13 protein-coding genes are annotated in these 17,636 nt (G+C 74.0%); 5 read left to right on the top strand and 8 right to left on the bottom strand.

The features are described 5' to 3' along the window. Positions 1-49 precede the first annotated feature (49 nt). The 4 genes from ACIQRL_RS05105 to ACIQRL_RS05090 form a co-directional block, all read right to left on the bottom strand. Positions 50-1,390, bottom strand: coding sequence for an FtsX-like permease family protein (locus ACIQRL_RS05105; RefSeq protein WP_401327128.1), 1,341 nt, complete (start codon positions 1,388-1,390; stop codon positions 50-52). Next, positions 1,387-2,115, bottom strand: coding sequence for an ABC transporter ATP-binding protein (locus ACIQRL_RS05100; RefSeq protein ID WP_401327125.1), 729 nt, complete (start codon positions 2,113-2,115; stop codon positions 1,387-1,389). The genes ACIQRL_RS05105 and ACIQRL_RS05100 overlap by 4 nt, the downstream gene beginning before the upstream one ends. Beyond that, positions 2,112-2,645: a PadR family transcriptional regulator gene (locus ACIQRL_RS05095; RefSeq protein ID WP_401327124.1), complete on the bottom strand. Its 534-nt coding sequence runs from the start codon at positions 2,643-2,645 to the stop codon at positions 2,112-2,114. The genes ACIQRL_RS05100 and ACIQRL_RS05095 overlap by 4 nt, the downstream gene beginning before the upstream one ends. A gap of 135 nt (positions 2,646-2,780) precedes the next feature. After that, the gene (locus ACIQRL_RS05090) at positions 2,781-5,990 is read right to left on the bottom strand and encodes a beta-N-acetylglucosaminidase domain-containing protein (protein ID WP_401328107.1); all 3,210 of its coding nucleotides are present in this window, start codon (positions 5,988-5,990) and stop codon (positions 2,781-2,783) included. A gap of 372 nt (positions 5,991-6,362) precedes the next feature. Between ACIQRL_RS05090 and ACIQRL_RS05085 the strand changes: the two genes are divergently transcribed. Genes ACIQRL_RS05085 through ACIQRL_RS05075 form a run of 3 tightly spaced genes read left to right on the top strand, consistent with a single transcriptional unit; the run spans position 6,363 to position 9,085 of the window. Further along, complete coding sequence (locus ACIQRL_RS05085; RefSeq protein ID WP_401327121.1) at positions 6,363-6,632, top strand: hypothetical protein; 270 nt, start codon at positions 6,363-6,365, stop codon at positions 6,630-6,632. Further along, entirely contained in the window at positions 6,632-8,788 is a 2,157-nt protein-coding gene (malQ, locus tag ACIQRL_RS05080; RefSeq protein WP_401327118.1) for a 4-alpha-glucanotransferase, read from the top strand. The genes ACIQRL_RS05085 and malQ overlap by 1 nt, the downstream gene beginning before the upstream one ends. A 57-nt stretch (positions 8,789-8,845) precedes the next feature. Beyond that, positions 8,846-9,085, top strand: coding sequence for a hypothetical protein (locus ACIQRL_RS05075; RefSeq protein WP_355855854.1), 240 nt, complete (start codon positions 8,846-8,848; stop codon positions 9,083-9,085). Positions 9,086-9,207: 122 nt separating this feature from the next. Here ACIQRL_RS05075 and ACIQRL_RS05070 read toward each other — a convergent pair whose 3' ends face one another. Continuing rightward, a complete protein-coding gene (locus ACIQRL_RS05070) occupies positions 9,208-9,885 on the bottom strand; it encodes a TetR family transcriptional regulator (RefSeq protein WP_401327115.1) in 678 nt (225 codons plus the stop codon). 102 nt (positions 9,886-9,987) lie between these two features. Between ACIQRL_RS05070 and ACIQRL_RS05065 the strand changes: the two genes are divergently transcribed. Then, a complete protein-coding gene (locus ACIQRL_RS05065; RefSeq protein ID WP_401327113.1) occupies positions 9,988-11,475 on the top strand; it encodes an FAD-dependent monooxygenase in 1,488 nt (495 codons plus the stop codon). Between the two features lie 103 nt (positions 11,476-11,578). Here ACIQRL_RS05065 and ACIQRL_RS05060 read toward each other — a convergent pair whose 3' ends face one another. Next, entirely contained in the window at positions 11,579-12,055 is a 477-nt protein-coding gene (locus tag ACIQRL_RS05060) for a DUF1203 domain-containing protein (RefSeq protein WP_401327110.1), read from the bottom strand. A 112-nt stretch (positions 12,056-12,167) separates the two neighbouring features. Between ACIQRL_RS05060 and pepN the strand changes: the two genes are divergently transcribed. After that, a complete protein-coding gene (pepN, locus tag ACIQRL_RS05055; RefSeq protein ID WP_401327108.1) occupies positions 12,168-14,756 on the top strand; it encodes an aminopeptidase N in 2,589 nt (862 codons plus the stop codon). Between the two features lie 143 nt (positions 14,757-14,899). Here the strand turns inward: pepN and ACIQRL_RS05050 are convergent, their stop codons facing one another. Both ACIQRL_RS05050 and ACIQRL_RS05045 read right to left on the bottom strand, forming a co-directional pair. Further along, entirely contained in the window at positions 14,900-15,676 is a 777-nt protein-coding gene (locus ACIQRL_RS05050; protein ID WP_401327105.1) for an SDR family NAD(P)-dependent oxidoreductase, read from the bottom strand. A gap of 147 nt (positions 15,677-15,823) precedes the next feature. Next, a complete protein-coding gene (locus ACIQRL_RS05045) occupies positions 15,824-17,266 on the bottom strand; it encodes a sigma-70 family RNA polymerase sigma factor (RefSeq protein WP_401328104.1) in 1,443 nt (480 codons plus the stop codon). Positions 17,267-17,636 lie beyond the last annotated feature (370 nt).

Below are 17,636 nucleotides of genomic sequence, written 5' to 3'. Positions count from 1 at the left end.
CCGTGCCTCCCGGGGAGCCGGACCTGCCCAGGGGCAGGAGCGGGCGCGGTCAGAGGTGGCGCAGCTCCGCCGGGCGCACCGAGCGGCGCAGCAGGGGCAGCGAGGTGGCCGCGGCCAGCAGACAGGCCGCGTAGACGGCCACCGGGACGAGCGCCGGCAGCACCGGGACCGTTCCGCCGCCCGCGAGCCGGCCGTACCAGACGCCGATCCCGAGGCCCCCGGCACCGGCCAGCGCGACCGCGGGGGCGAGCGGCAGCGCCGTCTCGAGGAGCAGGGCCCGGCCGAGCACGGCCCGCGGCACCCCGGCGGCGGCCTGCGCTGCGAGGCCGCGGCGCCGGGTGGCCAGTGACTCGGCGGTCCCCACGGCCAGCCCGGAAAGGGTGATCGCGAGGGCGACCAGGATCGCGGCGCCCATGAGGTCGATGCCGGTGGTGTAGAAGGACAGGTCCGAGGAGAGCGAGGCGCGGTCGCGCCCGGCGAGGTCGTCGAGCAGCACCTGCCGCACGCCGGCGAAACCCGTCCCCACGACGGTCACCAGCAGCACCGCCGCATGCGTGCGGGCGCCCGCCCACGGATCGTCCCGCAGCCGCTCGGCCGCGATCAGGGTTGCCGGGTTCCGGGTCCGACCGGCGAGCAGGCGACCGGTCAGCCGGGCGCTCGCGCCGACCGCCCAGATGGCTCCGAAGCCGGTGAGAATCACCACGGTGAAGGCGGGCACCGGGGCTGTGTCGAACCCGCCGAAGTGGCGCGGAGCGATGGCGAACCCGGTGAGAAGCATCACGAGAGCCGCCGCGAGGACGGCGAGGCCGGGACGCCGCCCGCCGCTCGGGCGTACCCGGCGCACCCGGCCCAGGGGGGAGGCCACCACCTCGCGCAGGGCGAAGGTGCTCACCAGTACGCCCACCACGGGCACGGCGAGCGCGACCCCCGCGCAGCCGGCCCAGACGGTGGCGGGCGGGTTCTGCCACCGGCGCAGCAGGACCGCCGTGCAGACGAGGGTGGCGACGGCCGAGCCGATGAGACAGGCGAGCCCCGCCTCCAGCGCGGCGATCCGTCGCACCTGCGCGGGTGAGGCCCCCACGAGGCGCAGCCCCGCCAGCCGCCGGTCGCGGTGCACGGCGCCGACGCGGGCGCACTGCCCGAGGAAGCCGAGCACCGGCACCAGCAGGAGCAGCAGGGTGAGGACCACGCCCGCCCGCTCGCCCGGCTGGTCGAGCAGGCCCGAGGCGAGGCGCACGTGGTACTGCCCCTGGAGCGAGGCGACGGCGACGGTGGCCAGGCAGAGCGCCGTGGCGAGGGCCGCGCCCACGGCCGTGAGCGTGACCCGCCACCACTCCCGCCGGTCGGAACCGCTGGTCAGGAGCAGCGCGAGCCGGAGGTCGGTCCTCATCGGGACACCTCCGTGGAGCCCGAGGACGGCGCGGCGGCCGAGGCCGTCGGCAGGGTGCCGGAGCCGGTCACCACGCCGTCCCGCAGCGACACCTCCCGGTCCGCGTACGCGGCCACCCGGGCGTCGTGGGTGATCAGCACGACGGCCGCGCCGGTCTCCCGGGCGGTGTGGATCAGGGCGGTCATCACCTGCTCCCCGGCGAGGGAGTCCAGCGAGCCGGTCGGCTCGTCCGCGAAGACGGCCTTGGGGGCCGTCACCAGGGCCCGCGCCAGCGCCACCCGCTGGGCCTGGCCGCCGCTCATCTCACCGGGCCGCAGTGTCTCCTGCCCCCGTACGCCGAACCGCTCCAGCCACGCGCGGGCCCGCTCCCGCGCCGCCGTGCGGGAGGTGCCCGCGAGCAGCAGCGGCAGTGCCACGTTGTCGGCGGCGGTCAGTTCCGGGATGAGCTGCCCGAACTGGAACACCACCCCGAAGTCCGTGCGGCGCAGCTCGCCGAGCCGTTTCTCGGGAAGCAGGTCGAGACGCTCGCCCGCGTACTCCACCGTGCCGCTGTCGGGCGGGACGATGCCCGCCAGGCAGTGGAGGAGCGTGGACTTTCCGCTGCCGCTGGCCCCGGTGACGGCGAGGATCTCGCCCGCGGCCAGTTCCAGCGAGGCGCCGCGCAGCGCAGGGGTGAAACCGTGCGACTTGAACAGGTCCCTGGCGGCCAGAAGGGGGGTGCTCATGCTGTGTCGACCTCCGCGGTCAGGGTGGTGAGCCGGTCCGCCGTGGTGGTCATCCATCGGAGGTCGGCGTCGAGGTGGCTGAGGGCGTAGTCGGCCGAGAGGACGGTCGCCAGATCGGCGCCGGGCGCCGTCTTCAGCGCCGTGAGCTCACGCATCCGTGCCATGTGCGCGGCGCGCTGCGCCAGCAGATAGCCGGCCGGGTCCGCCGAGGCGAGGATCGAGACGACGACCTTGGCGAAGATCTCGTTCGTCACGAAGGGCGCGGGCGGTGCGATCTCGCCCGCCCACCGGGTCAGTTCACTCGATCCGTCGTCGGTCGAGCGGTACAGCGTCCGCTCGGGACCGCCGTCCGAGTCGGTTCCGTCGACCGTGGCGAGACCGTCGCGGACCAGCCGCTGCAAGGTGGTGTAGACCTGCCCGTAGGCCAGCGGGCGGGCCTGCGGGAAGCGTTCGTCGTGCCGTCGCTTGAGGTCGTACCCATGGCTGGGGCCTCCGGCGAGCAGCCCCAACAGGATGTGACGGGTGCTCATGGAGATCAGTATGCACTCAAGATATGTACTGAGTGAATAGTTGGGGCGAGATGGCCGAAGATCACCGATGATCGATCGCCGGAAGGTGCCCGCCCGCTGCGCGGTCCTGGCCGGTCGTCAGGCCGCCACCGGCTGTCAGTCCGCGACCGCGTACGCCTCCGCCGACCACAGCGAGTACCCGTACGGCGTCGCCCGCTGGATTCCCTGGACGCGTACGTAACGGACGTCCCGTTCGTCGAAGCGCAGCGACTCGTGGCCGCCGCGGCCGTCGTTCACGGTGGTCGCGGTGCGCCATACGCGTCCGTCGGTGGAGACCTGGACCCGGTACGCGGACGGGTACGCGTCCTGCCAGCTCAGCACGAGCCGGCCGAGGCGCACCGGCTCGGCGAACCGCACCTGCCACCAGGCGCCGTTGTCGACGGGGGAGGACCAACGGGTCGCCGGATCACCGTCGTTGGCCGCCGAGGCCGGGAAGTCGGAGGTCTCGTCGCCGGACGAGGAGGCCGTCCCCGTGCGGGCCAGGTCGGGGCCCGCCGTGCGCGGGAAGGCGCGGACGGTCAGGGTGCGGGTCTGTGAGCCGAAGGAGACCGTGACGTCGTACGAGCCCGACGGCGTCCCCGGCGGGACCGTGACCTCGACGAGGCTGTCGACGACGGCGCCGCGCGGAAGGGTCGGCGCGGGCCGCGAGACCTTGACCTGGATGCCCTTCGGGGCCGTCGCGGTCAGTTCACCGCTGACGTCGGTCGGGCGCAGTGACGTCAGCCGGGCCGTGATCCACTGGGTGCCGCCGATCTCCACGTCCGTCGTGGAGCGGGCCAACTCCAGTGCCGCGGCGGGGGAGTCGGCGAACCACGTTACGAGATGGCGGACTTGGGAGCGCTCCGGACCGGTGACCCGGAGCGCGTCGGTGCGCAGGCCCGCCGCGCCGACGTCCGCCGCGCCGATCTCCGTCGCGCCCCCGGCATCGAGCGCGCCGAGGTACCGCCAGCCCTCGCCCGGGACATGCGCCTCGACGAAACCCGTCGTGCCCGGGTCGGTGAGCACGCTCACCTCGCTGAGGGTACGGGGGTGCGGGAGGAGGACGACGCGGCCGTCCTGCGTGTCGCCGTCCCCCGGCGTGCCGCCGTCCTGCGGCGGGTCGAGCTGTGCGGTCCCGCCGTTGTCCGCGGTGCCGCCGGCCGCGCCTCCGTCGTCGCCCGGTGCGGCGCCGCCGCCGGTGCCCGCGCCGCCGTCCCCCGGCGCTCCGGGGTCCTTCGGGGCGTCGTGGCCCGTCGAGGGCTCGTTGTCGAGCCCGGCCCACTTCTCGTAGGCCGTGCGGGCCCGCGTCAGGAACGGATCGAGGACGCCCTTGCCGACCGTCACCCCGCTCGCCGCGAGTTCGGCGCGCAGCCGGTTCAGCGTGCGGTACGCCGTCCACGCCGCCGTCGCGTCACCGTTCGACTGGGCGCTCAGCAGTGCCACGGCCGTCTCGCCGGCCTCGCCGTAGCGCGCCAACTGCTCGCTCCAGGGCTCCACTTCGGTGGCGATCGGGCGCCCCGCCAGCCGCTTCGGCGTCTCGCGCATCACCGTGAAAGCGGCGCGCAGCCGCTCGGCCGCGCTCTCGTTCGCGGCCCGGTCCGTGGTGGTCCGCGCCTGCCAGAAGGCCTCCATGAGCGGGCGCAGGTAGGCCGACTCCTCGCCGCCCAGGACGGAGGAGGCGTCGTTCCCGGCCAGCGCGCGCAGCGCGTCCGCGCTCCGCGCGTCACCGCCCGCCAGGTCCTCGATCGCGGCTCCCCAGGACTCCTGGGGCCGGTAGTCCCGCGGGTTCCACGCGTAGTCGGCCGCCGTGAACAGCGGGATGCGGGAGGCCTCGGCCTGGGGCATCGCGTTCGCCAGCAGAGCCGCCGAGCCCGTGGCCACCGCCGGCTCACGCCCCTGGTAGGGGCCGAGGAACACCCGGTCCTGCGCGTAGTCGTTGACCGGGTAGTTGTCCATCGTGACGAGCGGGTGGCTGCCGAACACCTCGCGGGTGCGCGCCAGTTCGCCACCCGTGATGGTCCTCGGCACGACACCGACGCCCGTCCACGCGACCTCGACGCGCTCGTCCAGGGCGCTCGCCAACTGCCGCCGGTAGTCGGTCGAACCGTCCTCGTAGTACTCCGTCGGCATCAGGGACAACGCGGCCACCTCCGGGTGGCGGGCGGCGAGATGCCGGGCCACGGCGTTCGCCACCCGTGCCTGCGCCTTCGCCGCCGCCTCGGACCCGGAGCCGAACGCGTCCGCGTCCGCCCCGCAGTGCCACTCGGTGTAACTGACGTCCTGGAACTGGAGCTGGAAGGCGCGGAACCCGAGCGCCCACATGGCGTCGACCTTGCGCGTCAGGGCCTTCAGGTCGGCGTCCGAGGAGAAGCACATCGCCTGCCCGGGAGACACCGCCCAGGTCGGCGTGACGTGATTGCGGCGCGCCCGCTCCGCCAGGTCGCGGAACTGGGCGCGCTCCGCGGCCGGGTACGGCTCACGCCAGCGCGCCTGCCGGAAGAGGTCGTCGCCGGGCGCGTAGACATAGCGGTTCTGCTTGGTCCGGCCCATGAAGTCGAGCTGCGCGAGGCGCTGTTCGGCGGTCCAGGGGCTGCCGTAGAAGCCCTCGGTGATGCCGCGCACGGCGGTGCCGGGCCAGTCCCGGACGACCGCACCGGCGATCCGGCCGTCGGCGCCGATGAGCTGACGCAGCGTCTGCACCGCATGGTACAGCCCGTCCTCGCCGACTCCCGCGAGGGCGACCGTGTCGCGGCCGTCGGTGCGGCCGACGGCCAGCCGGTAGCCGCCGGAGGGGAGATCGGCGCGGGGCGCGGCGCCGAGCGCCGTGAGCGCCCGTTCGAGGGAGCCCGGGGCGGCGAGCGGGTCGGCGAAGGAACTCGCGCTCCGCCGACCGGTGTTCGCCGGGTCCGTGCCCAGGCGTACCACCAGCGCGTGCGCCGGGAGCGCGTCACCGTCGCGCGCCGTCGTGATCGTACGGGCGCCCGCTTGCCGCAGCAGGGTGCGCAGCGCTTCGAGCGCGTACGGATCGAGCGTGCTGTCCGAGGTGTTCGCGTCGATGTTCACGCCGGGGGCGTACGGGGTGATGGGTGTGCCGGGAGAGTTCGAGCCGGCCGGAGAGTCGGAGCGCGTGCTGCCGAACGTGCCGGGTGACCCGGCGGCCGCCGGGTCGGTCGTGCCGGTGACGAGGACGACCTCGTCCGTGACCGCGACCGGATCGCCGTTCGCGCGCAGGGACTGCGGGCGGGGCCAGACGGCGGGTACACCGCTCCCGACGGGCTGTCGGTCGTCCGCGGAGGCCGCCGGACCGTGCGGCGCCGCGACAGCCATGGGGGCCGTGCCGAACGCGCTCGCGACCACGGCGAACGCCAGTACGGCCGCTCCTTTTCCACGCCCGAGTCGCACGGTTCCCCCTCGTAGAGCGCCACCCCGGCTGCGGCGTCGGTGTGGCGTCGAGCCCACCATCCGGGCGGTGAAGGTGTCAACGAGAGTGGCCGAAGTGCCGGGATTACCCCAGCCTGGAGGGGCGGCCCGGACATGCGCGACGGCGACGGAATGTGACCGGAAGCACGTTCTCCCTCCGTGCGCGTCTGCCGTCGCGCCCACGGGGTAGGGCTGCGGTGACCGCCAGGGCATCCGTTTCCGGCAGGATGCGCCGGAATGCCCTCGGCCGCCGTATCCGACCTCGACAAGGAGGCCCCCGTGGCCGCATCGGCACACCTTCTCCTCTCGGCCCTGTCCGAACGCGGAGCGGAGCCGTCCGTCCCCGGCCCCCGCGCGGGCCGGGCGTCCGCCGAGCCCGAGCGTGCCCAGCCGTGTCCGCCCGGCGCGGAAGGCGCCCGCGCCGAGGTGCCGCTGACCAGCGAGCCCCCGCTGCCCGAGGCCGAACCGCTGACCAGTGAGCCGCCGCTCGCGGACGCCGCGCATCTGACGAGCGAGCCCACCTCGACCGGCGCCGCGTCGGGGGTCTGATGGCACCCAGTGGGCCCGCCGACCCGTCGCGGACGGCATCGGAGCCGGCGCCGCGGACACCCCTGTCCCGGCTCGCCGAACTGCACGGTGTCGCCCCCGCCTACAACCCCTCGCCGGACCGCACGGTCGCGGCCTCGGACACCGCGCTCGTCGCGATCCTGGCGGCGCTCGACGTCGACGCGAGCACCCCGGACGCCGTGCACGCCGCCCTCGCGCGCCACGAGGCCGGGACGGCCGGGCGGCTGCTGCCGCCGACCCTGGTCTGCTGGGGCGGTCTCGCCCCCGCCGAGCTCGCCGGACTGCCGGACGCCACCCGGCTCCGTATCACCACCGAACAGGGCGAGACCCGGGACTCCGCGGACCACCTCCCGCCCGGCGTCCACACGCTGCGCGCCACCGCCCCCGACGGCCGAACCGCCGACGCCCACCTCGTCGTCGCCCCCACCCGGCTGCCCGCGCCGCCCGGACGCACGTACGGCCTGCTCGTCCAGCTCTACTCCCTGCTCTCCCGCCACTCCTGGGGCATGGGCGACCTCGGCGACCTCGCCGAGCTGACCGCCTGGGCGGGGCGGGCGCTGGGCGCCGGATTCGTCCAGGTCAACCCGTTGCACGCGGCCGTACCCGGCGATCCCACCGACCCCTCCCCGTACCGGCCGTCCTCCCGCCGCTTCCCCGACCCGGTGCACCTGCGCGTCGAGGACATCCCCGAGTACCCGTACGCCGAGGACCGCGAGCGGCTGCGCACGGTGCTGGAGCGTGCCGAGCAGCTCCGCGAATCCGTTCTGCGCAAGGGCGCGTTGATCGACCGGGACGCCGTGTGGGACCTGAAGCGCGAGGCGCTCGAATCCGTCCGCGCGGTGCCCCTCGGGCCCGGCCGGCAGGCCGCGTACGCCGACTTCCTCGCCGAGGAGGGCCAGGCCCTGGAGGACCACGCCACCTGGTGCGCGCTCGCCGAGGCGCACGGCTCCGACTGGCGGAACTGGCCCCCGGCACTGCGCGACCCCCGCTCGTCCGGAACCGCCCGCGCACGGGGCGAACTGATGGACCGCGTCGACTTCCACAGCCGGCTCGCCTGGCTCACCGACGCCCAGCTCGCGCGCGCCCAGCGATCCGCGCGCGACGCGGGCATGAGCGTCGGGCTCGTGCACGACCTCGCCGTCGGCGTCCACCCCGACGGGGCCGACGCCTGGGCCCAGCAGGAGTACTTCGCGCCCGGCATGTCCGTCGGCGCGCCCCCGGACGCCTTCAACGCGCGCGGCCAGGACTGGGGCCTGCCGCCCTGGCGGCCCGACCGGCTCGCAGCCTCCGGATACGCCCCCTACCGGCGCCTGCTGCGCGCCCTCCTGCGGCACGCCGGCGCCCTGCGCATCGACCACGTCATGGGCCTGTTCCGGCTCTGGTGGATTCCCCAGGGACAACCGCCCACCGAGGGTTCGTACGTCCGCTACGACGCCGAGGCGATGCTCGCGATCCTGGTGCTGGAGGCCTCGCGGGCCGGGGCCCTGGTGATCGGCGAGGACCTCGGCACCGTCGAACCCGGGGTGCGCGAGACGCTCCAGGAACGCGGAGTGCTGGGCACCTCGGTGATGTGGTTCGAACGCGACTGGGACGGCGACGGCATGCCCCTGCCGCCCGAGAGCTGGCGTGCCGACTGCCTGGCCACCGCCACCACCCACGACCTGCCGCCCACCGCGGCCCGGCTCACCGGCGAACACGTCGAACTCCGCGACCGGCTCGGCCTGTTGACCCGATCCCTCGACGAGGAACGGGCGGCAGCCGCCGCGGACACCCGGGAGTGGCTGGCGCTGCTCTCCCGGCTCGGGCTGCTGCGCGGCGCCGACGGCGGGGAACCCGCCTCGGCCGAGGAGGCGGAGATCCAGGCCGTGCACCGCTTCCTGCTGCGCACCCCGGCCCACCTGATCGGCGTCTGGCTCCCGGACGGGGTCGGTGACCGCCGCCCGCAGAACCTCCCCGGCACCTCGGACGAGTACCCCAACTGGCGCCTGCCCATCGCCGACGCCGAGGGCCGCCCGGTGACCCTGGAGGAGCTGGCCGCCTCACCCCGGCTGCACGCCCTGATCGACGTGGTGCGGGCGGAGAGCGGCCGCGCCGGCGCGCCCGGGAGCCCTCCGGAGCCCCCGCGCCGTGCCCCGTGACCTCCGTACGGCACCCCCGGGCGCGCGGCCCCGAAGGGTGTTCGCTACGTTTGCACCGTGGACAAGAAGAACGCTCTGCGCGCCGGTGCCCTGGCCGCCGGTACGACGCTGATGATGCTGCTCATGTCGTCCCCCGCGCTCGCGCTGACCCGCGACGACGGTGACGACCCCGGCTCCGGCCTGAGCGTGATCGAGACGCTCGGCCTCTACGTCGTGCTGCCGATCGCACTGTTCCTGGGCATCGCCGGCCTCGTGATGGTCCTGGACAAGTCCCACAAGCAGCCGAAGCAGGGCTGAGCCCGGCCCTTCGTACCAACTCTCCGCCGAGGGAGTCCCCGCACCACTGCGTGCGGGGACTCCCTCGCCGCGTTTCCGCTGTCGTCCCGAGCCCGCTGTCCCGGGCCCGGGCCCGACAAGTTCTAGGGGTGCGGCGCCGTCAGATACCGCTGCACCGTCGGGCCCAGCCACGCCACGATCTCCTCGCGGTGCAGTGCGACGGCCGGGGCCAGCCGCAGGATGTAGCGGGCGAGCGCGAGTCCGAGCAGCTGAGAGGCGCAGAGCGCGGCGCGGGCCGGAGCCTGTTCGGGGTCGGGGCAGGCGCGCCGGGCCACCGGCGCGAGCTGGTCCCTGAAGATGCTCTGCATCCGTTCGGCGCCGGACTGGTTGGTCACGCCGACCCGGAGCATCGCGGTGAGGACCTCGTTCTCCTCCCACAGGTCGAGGAAGTGGCCGACCAGCACCCGGCCCACGTCGGCCGGGTCGAGAGCCGCCGGATCGGGCAGCCGCAGATCGACGTCGAGCACGGCCGCGAACAGCCCCTCCTTCGAGCCGTAGTAGCGCATGACCATCGACGGATCGATGCGCGCGTCCTTGGCGATGGCCCGGATCGTGGCGCGCTCGTAGCCGTCCGTCGCGAAACGCTCGCGGGCGGCGGTGAGGATCGCGCCGCGGGTGGCGTCGGAGCGGCGGGGCGCCACCTCGGGTGCGGTGCCGGCTCCCGGGCGGGCTGCCACGCCGGACTCAGACCTTGCGCCGGAGCCGGACCGGGAGTCGGCACCGGCGTCGGCGTCGGATGCGTGCTGTTCCTTGACTGGCATGCCAACGACCGTAGGCCAACAGGTGTTGACAGTCCAGTCGCGTCCTCCTATGTTTGCCAACAAGCGTTTGCCAACGAGCGTTGGCATTGTGAGGAGGCCGTCATGACCGGCAACACGCACACGCACACGCCCCCCATCACCCCCCGGCAGGTGGTCGTCGTCGGCTCGGGTCCGACGGGTCTGCTGCTGGCCGGCGACCTCGCCGCCGCCGGTGTCCCGGTCACCCTTGTCGAGAAGCGCCCCGGCGGGATCAGCAATCTCTCCCGTGCCTTCGTCCTGCACGCCCGCACCCTGGAGCAGCTCGATGCCCGCGGGCTCGCCGACGGTCTGGAGGGCAAGGGGCAGGCCCTCGACCGCATCCGGCTCTTCGGCGGGCTCACGCTCGCGCTGGACACGCTCCCCTCCCGTTTCAACCACCTGCTGGTGATTCCGCAGTACGAGGTGGAGGAGGCGTTGGAGCGCCGGGCGGAGGACGCCGGGGTGCGGTTCCTGTACGAGACCGAGGTGACCGGACTGCGGCAGGACGTGAACGGGGTGACGCTCGAAGTCCGCGGGCAGGGCGGCGTGCCGGGCGAGCTGGCGGCCGACTACGTCGTCGGGACGGACGGGATGCGCAGCGCGGTGCGGGCGGCGATCGGACTGCCGTTCCCCGGCAGGTCGGTCATCCGGTCCGTCGTGCTCGCGGACGTCCGGCTGGACGAGGAGCCGGAGTCGGTGCTGACCGCCAACGCCGTCGGTGATGCCTTCGCCTTCATCGCACCCTTCGGCGACGGCTACTACAGGGTGATCGGCTGGCATCGTGGCCGCGACATCCCGGACAGCGAGCCGGTCGGACTCGACGAGGTCAAGGAGATCGCCAGGCTCGCCCTCGGACACGACTACGGCATGCGCGACGCCCGCTGGATGTCCCGGTTCCACAGCGACGAGCGCCAGGCGCCCGCCTATCGGGTGGGCCGCGTCTTCCTCGCGGGCGACGCCGCGCATGTACACACCCCGGCCGGCGGCCAGGGCATGAACACCGGGCTCCAGGACGCGGCGAACCTCGGCTGGAAGCTGGCGGCCGTGTTCAACGGGTGGGCGCAGGCGGCCCTGTTGGACACCTACCAGACCGAACGCCACCCGGTCGGCGCGTCCGTGCTGCGCAGCAGCGGCGGCATCGTACGGCTCGCGATGGCCAAGCGACCCTGGACCCGGGCGCTGCGCGCCGGATTCACCGCGGTGCTCGGCCGTGTCGGCCCCGCACGCCGCCGGGCGGCCGGCCGGATCACGGGCATCGGGTACGCGTACGGGGCGCCGCGCGGCGCGCACCCCTCGGTCGGCACCCGTGCCCCGGACACCGCCCTGAGGAGCGGCAGGCTCTACGAGGCCCTGCGGGGCGGGAGGTTCGTCCTGATCACCCCGGAGCCGTACGAGGCCGGAGGGAACGGGCGGACCGGGGAGCGTGCGGGCCGGCTCGCCCTGGAGCGATGGGCGGGCGAGCGGCGTACGACGGTACTGGTGCGGCCCGACGGATATGTGGCCTGGGCCGCCGAGTCCCCGGACCCGGCCGCGGTCGAGGCGGCCCTCGCCGCCGCCGTGGGCGCGCGGTAGGGCTCCAGCCAGGAGGCGGCGCGACCGGAAAGCGGCGCGGCAGGTCGGCCCGGGCGCACCTCGCGCAGGGACTCGCCCCGCCGCGCCCGGGCTCGTACGAGAACTAGCCCCGCCGTACCTCGTACAGGAAGCAGCCGTACTCCACCGCCCGTACGTGGACCAGGGCCACCTCCGGGTCGGTGAACGCCGCTGTGAAGGCCTCGGCGAACGCGGCAGGCGGTTCGACCAGTTGGCCGCCCAGGATGTGGCCCTCGGCCGAGTAGCGGCGCACCGTGCGGTGGGCGTTCGTGAACGGGAGGGCGTCCGTGGCCGGGCCCGCGCAGTCGGCCGCGTGGATGAAGACCGGGCCCTGCTCGTCGTACGCGCCCGGCTCGGCGCCGGTCTCGGCGGCCCAGCGGCGCAGCGGGGCGTACGAGACCAGGGCGACACGCTCGCCGGGCTCGCCGGGGCGCAGGCAGCAGCGCAGCGGGGAGCCGCCCTCCTCGTCGGTCAGCGGGGTGAGCGGACGGCCCGCGTCGTCCGTGTCGCGAAGCTCCTTCAGGACGGCCGGGGTGATGGGGTGTGCGGTGAACGTCGTCATACGTCCAGGCTCGCGCCCGCGCCCGCCCGGCACCGGCGGGAAACGGTCATCGCGCTGTGTGCGGGTCCCGTGGAAGGATGGCGCAACCCACACATAACGAGGAGATGACCGCGTGCCTGGCACAAACCTGACCCGCGAAGAGGCGCAGCAGCGCGCGAAGCTGCTCACCGTTGACTCGTACGAGGTCGATCTCGACCTCTCCGGCGCGCAGGAGGGCGGCACCTACCGGTCCGTGACCACGGTGCGCTTCGACTCCGCCGAGACCGGCGCGGAGACGTTCATCGACCTGGTGGCCCCGGCGGTCCACGAAGTCACCCTCAACGGCGACCCGCTCGACCCGGCCGACGTCTTCAAGGACTCACGGATCGCGCTCCCCGGGCTCCTGGAGGGCCGCAACATCGTCCGCGTCGTCGCGGACTGCGCGTACACCAACACCGGTGAGGGGCTCCACCGGTTCGTCGACCCCGTCGACCAGCAGGCGTACCTGTACACCCAGTTCGAGGTGCCGGACGCCCGCCGCGTCTTCGCGTCCTTCGAGCAGCCCGACCTGAAGGCCACCTTCCAGTTCACCGTGAAGGCGCCCTCCGGCTGGACGGTCATCTCCAACTCGCCGACCCCGGAGCCCAAGGACGACGTCTGGGCCTTCGAGGCGACGCCGCGGATCTCGACGTACATCACCGCGCTGATCGTCGGCCCGTACCACTCGGTGCACAGTGTGTACGAGAAGGACGGGCAGTCCGTGCCGCTCGGCATCTACTGTCGCCCCTCGCTGGCCGAGTTCCTCGACTCGGACGCGATCTTCGAGGTCACCCGGCAGGGCTTCGACTGGTTCCAGGAGAAGTTCGACTACGCGTACCCGTTCGAGAAGTACGACCAGCTCTTCGTGCCCGAGTTCAACGCGGGCGCGATGGAGAACGCGGGCGCGGTCACCATCCGGGACCAGTACGTCTTCCGCTCCAAGGTCACCGACGCCGCCTACGAGCTGCGCGCCGAGACGATCCTGCACGAGCTGGCCCACATGTGGTTCGGCGACCTCGTGACGATGGAGTGGTGGAACGACCTCTGGCTGAACGAGTCGTTCGCCACCTACACCTCCATCGCGTGCCAGGCCTACCACCCGGACAGCCGGTGGCCGCACTCCTGGACGACGTTCGCCAACTCCATGAAGACGTGGGCGTACCGGCAGGACCAGCTCCCCTCCACCCACCCGATCATGGCCGAGATCCGCGACCTCGACGACGTGCTCGTCAACTTCGACGGCATCACGTACGCCAAGGGCGCCTCCGTCCTCAAGCAGCTCGTCGCCTACGTCGGCATGGACGAGTTCTTCAGCGGCGTCCAGGCCTACTTCAAGGCCCACGCCTTCGGGAACACCCAGCTGTCCGACCTGCTCGGCGCGCTGGAGCAGACCTCCGGACGCGACCTCGGGACCTGGTCGCAGAAGTGGCTCCAGACCGCCGGGATCAACATCCTGCGCCCGGAGATCGAGACCGACGCCGACGGTGTCATCACCTCGTTCGCCATCCGCCAGGAGGCCCCGGCCCTGCCCGCGGGCGCCCAGGGCGAGCCCACGCTGCGCCCGCACCGCATCGCGGTCGGCCTCTACGACTTCGACGGCGCCGAGGGCGGCAGCGGCAAGCTGGTGCGCGACGAGCGCATCGAGCTGGACGTCGACGGGGAGCTGACCGCCGTACCGCAGCTCGTCGGCAGGCGCCGTCCCGATGTGATCCTGCTCAACGACGACGACCTGTCGTACGCCAAGGTCCGTCTCGACGAGGACTCGCTGGCGTTCGTCACCGAGCACCTCGGCGACTTCGAGTCCTCCCTCCCGCGCGCCCTGTGCTGGGCCTCGGCCTGGGACATGACCCGCGACGCCGAACTCGCCACCCGCGACTACCTGGCCCTGGTGCTGTCCGGCATCGGCAAGGAGTCCGACATCGGTGTCGTGCAGTCGCTGCAGCGACAGGTGAAGCTCGCCATCGAGCTGTACGCCGACCCGACCGCCCGCGAGGCGCTGCTGACCCGCTGGACGGACGCGACGCTCGCCCACCTGCACGCGGCCGAGGCCGGCGGCGACCACCAGCTCGCCTGGGCGCGCGCCTTCGCGGCGACCGCGCGCACGCCGGAGCAGCTCGACCTCCTGGAGGCCCTGCTCGAAGGCCGCGAGACCGTCGAGGGCCTCGCCGTCGACACCGAGCTGCGCTGGGCGTTCGTGCAGCGGCTGGCGACCGTCGGACGCTTCGACGACGCGGAGATCGCCGCCGAGTACGAGCGCGACAAGACGGCCGCCGGTGAGCGGCACGCGGCCACCGCCCGGGCGGCCCGTCCCACCGAGGAGGCGAAGGCGGAGGCGTGGGCCTCGGTCGTCGAGTCCGGCAAGCTTCCGAACGCCGTGCAGGAAGCGGTCATCGCGGGCTTCGTCCAGACCGACCAGCGTGAGCTGCTCGCCCCGTACACGGACAAGTTCTTCACCGTGGTCAAGGAGATCTGGGACGCCCGCTCGCACGAGATCGCGCAGCAGATCGCGACCGGTCTCTACCCGGGCATCCAGGTCGCCGAGGAGACCCTCGCCAAGACGGACGCGTGGCTGCTCTCGGCCGAGCCCAACGCCGCTCTGCGCCGGCTCGTCTCGGAGTCCCGCTCGGGCGTCGAGCGCGCCCTGAAGGCCCAGGCGGCGGACGCGCAGGCGGCGACCGCCTAGTCCCTGGCCCAGGTGCCCGCTCACCAGGGGTGAGCGGCCACCGGCCACCGGCATGCGTGCCGGCGCCCAGGACGGCGCCCAGGGCAGTGGGCGGGACACCGGTCCGGTGTCCCGCCCACTGTCGTACGCCGTGGTCCGCGGACTCAGTGGGGGACCATCCCGCCCGTGACGTTGACGAACGTGCCGGTGATGCCGCCCGCCAGGTCGGAGGCGAGGAAGGCGGCCGTCGCGGCGATCTCGGCCAGGGTGGGGTTGCGACGGGTCATGCGCATCCCGGCGAGGTTCGCGAGCAGTCCTTGGAGGGCGGCTTCGTCGAGGTCCATGGCGTTGTCGACCGCGAGGAGCTTCTCCCGGGTCAGGGTCTCGGGCACCCCGGCCGCCCACAGACCCACGACCCGCAGTCCGCGCGGCCCCAGCTCCGCCGCAAGGTTGCGCACCAGCGTGTCGATGGCCGCGTCCGCGGGTCCCGTGCCGCCCATCATCGGACTGCCGTGCGCGGAGCCGCTGTTGAGCGTGAGCACCACGCCGGAGCCCGCCTCGGCCATGCGCCGGGCGGCGGCGCGGGCGGTGACGAACGTGGTGCGCAGCCCGTTCTCGACGGGCCGTACGAAGTCCTCGACCGGCATGTCGAGCAGCGGAACGCCCTGCACATCGCCGCGTGTGACGAGGTTGAAGGAGATGTCGACGGCGTCCAGGGAGCCGATGTGCGCCTCGACCGCCGCCTCGTCCAGCGCGTCGAGCACCGCCGTCCCGGCGTGCCCGCCCGCCGCCGCGATGTCCTTCGCCACCGCGTCCAGCGTCCCGGCCGTACGCCCCACCAGGTGCACGTGGGCACCCTCACGGGCGAAGGTACGGGCGACGGCACCGCCGATGGATCCGCCGGCGCCGTAGACGACCGCGGTCTTGTCGGTGAGCAGCATGGTGATCTCCTGAGGTGTTCGGCGTACGAGCCGGTCGTACGAGGTGTTCGCCGAACGAGCCGGTCGTACGTGTCGGTCGTGCAGGGGTCGGTCATGCAGACGTACGCGACCTCCGGCATTCATCGGCCGGCGTGCGGCGCGGGCCGCTCACCGGCCGGCGGGCAGCCGCAGCGGCAGGCCGAACGCCGGGAACAGATGGGGCTCGAAGGAGGTGATCTCCACGATGCGGTCGCCCTCGACGCGCAGGACGTCGAGGACCTGCGCGCGGTACACCGTCGTGCCCGGGCGTCGCACATAGCCTCCGGCCGCGAGCTGCCCGTTGGCGCGGGCGGGAAGGTGCCGCCAGTGCCCGAGGAACAGCGGGGACGCGGGGTCGAGGCTGATCCGCAGGAACTCGGTGATCGCGGCGCGGCCGACGAACCAGAACGGGTTCGGCGGCATGGTGAGCCGGATGTCCTCGCTGAGCAGTTCGGTGAACGCGTCGAGGTCGAGGCGTTCGGCGGCGGCCATGTAGCGCCCGAGGATCTCCCGCTCGCGGGCGTCCGCCTCGGCGGTCCACTCGGTGCGGCGGGCGGGCAGCCGGTCGCGCAGGGTGGGCCGGGCGCGCTGCAGGGCGCTGTTGACCGAGGCCGGCGTCATCTCCAGCGACTCGGCGGTCTCGGCGGCGGAGAACCCGAGGACATCGCGCAGGACCAGGACGGCACGCTGGCGGGCCGGCAGATGCTGGATGGCGGCCAGGAAGACGAGCTCCAGGGTCTCCCGGGAGACGGCACGGGCGTCCGGCTGCTCCTCGGCCGAGGGCAGGTCCTCGTCGGGATACGGCTGGAGCCAGGTGACGCGGTCCGGGGGCTCGGCCGTGCCGTGGTTCATGCCGGGGACCGGCTCGTAGCGCCGGGGACGGCGGGCGGTGCGCCGCTGGAAGTCCAGACAGGTGTTGGTGGCGATCCGGTACAGCCAGGTCCGCAGGCTCGCCCGCCCCGCGTAGCCCTCCCGCGCCCGCCAGGCCCGCAGGAACGTTTCCTGGACGAGGTCCTCCGCGTCGTCGTACGAGCCCGACATGCGGTAGCAGTGCACGCGCAGCTCGCGCCGGTACGGCTCGACGAGCGCGGCGAAGTCGCTCTCACCGAGCGAGCCGTGCGCCCCGGAGCGCCGCGTCACGCAGTCGTGGGTGTCGGACTCGCGCGGCACGGACTTGTACGCCGGGGAGCCGGACGCCGCGGTCCCGGACGTCACGGTGTCGTGCGTGACGGAATCAGGCGCGGGGGAGGGGCCCTGGTCGGCCGAGGCCCCCGGGACGGCGGAACCCCGCGCGGCGGAACGCGACCGGGCGGAACCGCCGGTGGACGTCTCCCCGGCCGTGGCGGAGTTCCCGGTACCGGCTTCGCCGGCCGGAGCCGGTGCGCCCGGGGCTTTCGTCACGGCGGCGCGGGTGACGGAATCGCCCCTGGCGCTGTCCCGGGCCACCCGGGCGACGCGGCGCAGCCGTCCGACCGAGGAGGCCAGTTCGCTCACCCCGGAGTAGAAGACGGACGGCGGCTGCGGCACCAGGGCCTCGACCTGGCGCCCGACCTGCTCGATCAGTCCGTGCACGGTGTCGGCCGGTGCCGTACGGCGCTCCCGGTACGCCTTCTGCCGGCAGGCCGCGGAGCAGTACAGCGAGCTGCGCCCCGTACGCCCGGCCCGTTCGGGCAGTGCCTTTCCGCAGCTGCGGCACACGGAATCGACGACCACGGGGACCTCCGGGCTTTCGTCACGCGGGTACGACGTGACGGTATCCGGCCCGTCACCCGGGGCGCCGCGGAAGCGCCGTACCCGGGGAGAACCCGAGGGGGGGGGGGGCCCCCCCCCGGGGGGCCCCCCCCCCCCCCCCGCGGGGGTGGGGGGGGGGGGGCCCGGGCGCCCCCCGCCCCCCCCCCCCCGGCTCGGCCCCCCGAACCCGCGCCGCCCCCGAGCGGGGGTG

It is taken from the genome of Streptomyces sp. NPDC091209 (assembly GCF_044757755.1).
Classification (GTDB): Bacteria; Actinomycetota; Actinomycetes; order Streptomycetales; family Streptomycetaceae; genus Streptomyces.
This window is presented reverse-complemented; position numbering and strand designations above follow the sequence as displayed.